Source organism: Thermodesulfovibrionales bacterium (assembly GCA_035686305.1).
In the GTDB taxonomy this organism is placed as follows: Bacteria; Nitrospirota; Thermodesulfovibrionia; order Thermodesulfovibrionales; family UBA9159; genus DASRZP01.
Window position 1 is genome coordinate 1 of record DASRZP010000112.1, and the last position, 5,044, is coordinate 5,044.

Here is a 5,044-nt window from a genome sequence, read left to right on the forward strand (position 1 = left end):
AGGTGGCTTCGGTGTTTCATACGGCACCTCCTATTACTGATATGCTAATATATATCAGATACGAAGACCAATGTCAAGAAAAAAATGAATGCGAATTTGCTCGGGTCACACAGCGAATCAAATTTGCAGTTCTTCAGAGAAGTTAAGAAGTTTGACCAGTACTAATTACGGAATTGCTGTGGCCCATAATAACGGGCCATCGACTCCGTCCCTACTTCCTCGTCTTCTCTATCTTGGCCCAGGTGTCCTTCAATGTTACCGTGCGGTTGAATACCAATCGTTTTTCCGATGAATCGCGACTATCGACACAGAAATAGCCCTGCCTCTCGAACTGGTAACGGCTTCCCGGAGCAGATCCTGCGAGACCTGGCTCAACACGAGAGGCTGTTAATGTCTCGAGAGAATTTGGGTTCAGGTAAGCTTTGAAATCCTTCCCCTCTTCCCCGCCATCGGGACCCGACCGCAGGAGCAGGTGATCGTACAGGCGTACCTCTGCCTCGAGGGAATGGGGAGCAGAAACCCAGTGGATCGTTGCCTTGACTTTGCGGCCGTCCGGAGAGTCACCGCCCCGTGTTCTTGGATCATAGGTACAACGGAGTTCAGTCACCTCTCCGGTCTCTTCGTCCTTGACGAAGCTCACGCAGGTAATATAATAGGCATATCTCAGCCTCACTTCACGGCCGGGAGCGAGACGGAAATACCCTTTGGGCGGGTCTTCTCGAAAGTCCTCCCTTTCGATATAGATGACACGGGAAAAAGGGACCTTCCGCGTCCCCATGGCTGCGTCCTCAGGATTGTTTACGGCCTCCAGCTCTTCGACGAGGTCTTCAGGATAGTTGTCAATCACCACCCTAAGAGGCCGGAGCACAGCCATGACACGGGGGACAAGCCTGTTGAGGTCTTCACGGATGCAATACTCGAGGAGAGCCATATCCACCATGCTGTCCCTCTTGGCCACTCCGATGCGCTCGCAAAAATTTCTGATCGACTCCGGCGTATATCCGCGTCTTCTCAGCCCGGACAGGGTAGGCATACGCGGATCATCCCAGCCGGCGACATATCCTTCCTGAACGAGCTGGAGGAGTTTCCGTTTGCTCATGACGGTGTTGCTGAGATTGAGACGGGCGAATTCGATCTGCCTCGGATGATAGATTTTCAACTCGTCAAGGAACCAATCGTACAGCGGCCGGTGGTCTTCAAATTCTAGGGTGCAGATGGAATGAGTGATCCCTTCGATGGAATCTGAAATGCAATGGGCGTAGTCGTACATGGGGTAGATGCGCCATGTCTTGCCGGTCCGGTGGTGTTCCGCGTGGAGGATCCGGAACATCACCGGATCCCGCATATTGATATTCCCCGAGGACATATCGATCTTTGCCCTGAGTGTCCGTGAACCGTCGGGGAATTCGCCGAGACTCATACGATCGAAGAGATCAAGGTTTTCCTCGACTGGACGATTTCGATAGGGACTCTCTTTTCCGGGCTCCGTCAGCGTCCCGCGGTACTCCCTGATCTCATCGGCGCTCAGGTCGCAGACGTAGGCCTTGCCATCCTTGATCAACTGCACTGCATACTGGTAAAGCCGCTCAAAGTAGTCGGAGGCATAGAACAGTCTGTCATCCCAGTCAAACCCGAGCCACCGGACATCCTCTTTGATCGAATCGACATACTCCACTTCCTCTTTCGTCGGGTTCGTATCATCGAAGCGGAGGTTGCAGAGCCCGCCGAATTCCACGGCGAGGCCGAAATTCAGGCAGATCGATTTCGCATGGCCGATGTGGAGATAGCCGTTCGGCTCTGGCGGGAATCGCGTATGGACCCTCCCGTCGTACTTGAGCGACGTTGTGTCATCTGAGATAATATCGCGGATGAAGTTGGACGGCCGCGAAGACCCACTGCTGTTCATGGCTCCCTTTCCTTTCTCGCCGGCACTCCTGCCGACTCAATCGCCTTCTCGATCCTCCTGAGCGCCTTCTCCTTGCCGATGATCACAAGCACCTCGAATATGCCGGGGCTCACGGTGCCGCCGGTAATCGCCACGCGGACCGGTTGGGCAAGCGCCCCGAGTTTTATGCCGTGTTTTTCTGTCAACGACAGAAAGACCCTCTCTATCTCTCCTGCCGAAAAACCATCAAGGGCTGCCAGAGCTCCCCTCAATTCGATGAGGAGGTCCCTACCCTTTTCATTCAGAAACTTTGCCTTTGCCTTTTCTTCAAATTCGACGTCCTCGGCAATATAGTAGCGCAGTGACTTCGCAAGTTCTACGAGGGTCTTGGAACGCTCCTTTAATGTTTCTACGGCTTGTGCGAGCCAGGCCGCATCAAGCGGCTGTCTCTCACTCATGACCTTTTCACTGAGAAGAAAGGGCCTGACGAGTTCGGCGAGCTTCTCCGGAGGAGACTGCATAATATACTGACTGTTCAGCCAGAGCAGTTTCTCGGGATTGAATACTGCCGAGGACTTCCCCACATGCTCGAAAGAGAAGTACCGTATCAACTCCTGGCGGGTAAATATCTCCTGGTCTCCATAAGACCATCCCAGACGAACAAGGTAATTTACGAGGGCCTCGGGAAGGTATCCCATCTCCCGATACGCCACGACCGATGTCGCCCCGTGTCTCTTGCTGAGCCGCGCCTTGTCAGCGCCGAGGATCATCGGGAGGTGGGCAAATTCAGGCATCTCATATCCGAGGGCCTTATAGATATGGATCTGTTTCGGCGTATTGTTCAGATGATCGTCACCCCTTATGACACGGGTTATCTTCATATCGACATCATCGACGACAACCACAAAATTATACGTAGGCGTGCCGTCGGACCGCATGATGATGAGGTCATCGAGCTGGTCGTTCTCAAATACTACGGTCCCCTTGATAAGGTCTTCCACAACGGTCCGGCCCTCCTGAGGCATCCTGAACCTGACTGCTGGCTCCCTGCCGGGGATGGGCTCCTTCCTGTTGCGGCACCTCCCGTCATATTTCGGTGTCTTCCCCTGGGCCAATGCCTCCTGTCTCCGCTGCTCCAGTTCTTCTGGAGAACAGTAGCAGTAATATGCCCTTCCTTCCCGCACGAGTCTCTCCGCATAGCTTCTGTACACGTCAAATCTGTCCGTCTGCCGGTACGGCCCCTCGTCCCAATCGAGGTTGAGCCATCTCATCCCTTCGATGATCGCCTCGATATACTCGTCCGTAGAGCGGCTCCTGTCCGTGTCCTCTATCCTCAAAATAAATCTGCCGCCCTCGTGCCTCGCATATAACCAGTTGAAAAGGGCCGTCCTGGCCCCCCCTATATGGAGATGTCCCGTCGGGCTCGGGGCAAAACGAACTCTCACCATGCTCTGTCCTCCTCGTCCGGATCCTCTATAGTAGTCACAACGCCTTCTTGAATTCCATTTTCAGATATCTTTTTGTATCTCCAGATACACCGAACCTCTCATCGCCTCTCATTCCGGCTATCCAGATGATGTCCTCCCCCGCAGCAACAATCGGTATCTCGTCCCGCTCATCCCTCGGCACCTTCTCGTCAACAAAGAAGTCCTGGAGCTTCTTTCTCCTCCCGAATCCCTGGGGATAGAAGAAATCGCCCTTCCCCCTGGGTCGTATCTCAAGGGAAGTCCCGGTCTTGTCTGCATCAAAGACCGCAAGATTCTTTCCATCTCCATAAGTCTCGGCCTCTTCCTCAACCGATGCCTTTATGACGGCACGGATCTCTTCAAGAACAATCTCTCCGGGTGCGTCAAGGGCATAGGTGCCGGTCTTCACCGGGGCTTCTGAGGTCATCACGAGGGTCGCATAATTCTTGATGATCCTCAGTCCCTTTGGAAGATAGAGTCTGTCGCCGTGTCTCCCCTTTTTGATAAGGTCGATGATCTCTTCGATATGGATGAATTCCATTCCCCTGAGCCCAGTGGTCTCGTCTAACGCCCTCCGGAGGACCCTCCTGAGGATAACCCTTTCCATCCTCTCCATCGGCATCAAGAACAATTCGATGCGCAGGTCCCTCTTCCTGCAGATCAGCTTCATGAGGGTCTTCGTGACAATGGTATCAAAGTACTTCTCTTCTTCCCGCAGGATATCCATGGTCCGTGTCATCGTCTCTATGAGACCAGGGTTGATCCTCTTGAGATCAAGCATGAAGATTTGCCTGATCCTGTTCCTGAGGTAATCCTCCGTAAGATTTGATGAATCGATGATGTACGTGATTCTCCGTTCATCAAGGAATTCCTCAATTTCCTTCCGTTCAACTTCTAGGAGCGGCCTAATGATTTTCCCCCTCACCGGCTGCATTCCCGATAGGCCCTTTGGGCCGGCCCCTCTCAGGATTCTCATGAGAAAGGTCTCGACCTGATCATCGGCATTATGACCAAGGGCGATCCTGTCTCCCCCTATCTCTGCCATCATATCATGCATCAGCCGGTACCTCAGCTCCCTTGCCGCCTCCTGCCTGTTCATCCCCTGCTCCTTCGCATGTGCCTTCACATCGATCGAACGCGCATCGAAGGATATCGCGAGACCCTCACAGAAGGTCTTGCAGAACGCGATCTCGGCTGGAGTCTCATCCGGCCTCAACCCGTGGTCTGCATACAGGGCGTGGAGCCTCAGATCCCATTCTTTCCCGAGTTCCTTCAGCACCGTGAGAAGGCAGACGGAATCGGGCCCTCCCGACAGGCCGACAAGGACCGTCTCGCCGCCCGAGAGCATCCGATGCTTTGAGATCGTCGCCTTAATCTTTTCGAGGAATGTATGCAGCATGGGAGACGTTGTCAAGAAGAAATCATTAGCTGTTTCCGTACAAAGCATCGAGCGGACTTTTGGGCGCGTTCGTCATATCGCGCATGACATGAGTATAGATCATCGTCGTCTCGACATGTTTGTGGCCGAGGAGGCTCTGCACCTCCCTGATATTGACGCCGTTCATCAGCAGGTGTGTGGCAAAACTGTGCCTGAGCGTATGGACCGTCGCATGTTTCGTGATGCCCGCTTTTTGAACAGCAAGCTTGACAGCCTTTTGAATCGCCGTGTCACTGATATGCTGTCGCCGGACAA

The 5,044-nt window shown here is 53.6% G+C and carries 4 protein-coding genes; all 4 read right to left on the reverse strand.

Annotation, left to right across the window (positions count from 1 at the left end):
• Positions 1–211 precede the first annotated feature (211 nt).
• Positions 212–1,906, reverse strand: a complete 1,695-nt coding sequence (locus VFG09_12835) for a glutamine--tRNA ligase/YqeY domain fusion protein (GenBank protein HET6516041.1) — start codon at positions 1,904–1,906, stop codon at positions 212–214.
• The gene (gene gltX, locus VFG09_12840; GenBank protein ID HET6516042.1) at positions 1,903–3,333 is read right to left on the reverse strand and encodes a glutamate--tRNA ligase; all 1,431 of its coding nucleotides are present in this window, start codon (positions 3,331–3,333) and stop codon (positions 1,903–1,905) included. Before gltX ends, VFG09_12835 begins: the two co-directional genes overlap by 4 nt.
• Positions 3,334–3,367: 34 nt before the next feature.
• A complete protein-coding gene (gene tilS / locus VFG09_12845) occupies positions 3,368–4,750 on the reverse strand; it encodes a tRNA lysidine(34) synthetase TilS (GenBank protein HET6516043.1) in 1,383 nt (460 codons plus the stop codon).
• Between the two features lie 25 nt (positions 4,751–4,775).
• Positions 4,776–5,044 (reverse strand): tyrosine-type recombinase/integrase (locus VFG09_12850; protein ID HET6516044.1); only part of this gene is annotated, 269 nt, incomplete at its 5' end.

Coding starts and splice junctions, on each gene's coding strand:
- VFG09_12835 (HET6516041.1), bottom strand. CDS start 1,906: ATGAACAGCAGTGGGTCTTCGCGGCCGTCCAACTTCATCCGCGATATT.
- gltX (HET6516042.1), bottom strand. CDS start 3,333: ATGGTGAGAGTTCGTTTTGCCCCGAGCCCGACGGGACATCTCCATATA.
- tilS (HET6516043.1), bottom strand. CDS start 4,750: ATGCTGCATACATTCCTCGAAAAGATTAAGGCGACGATCTCAAAGCAT.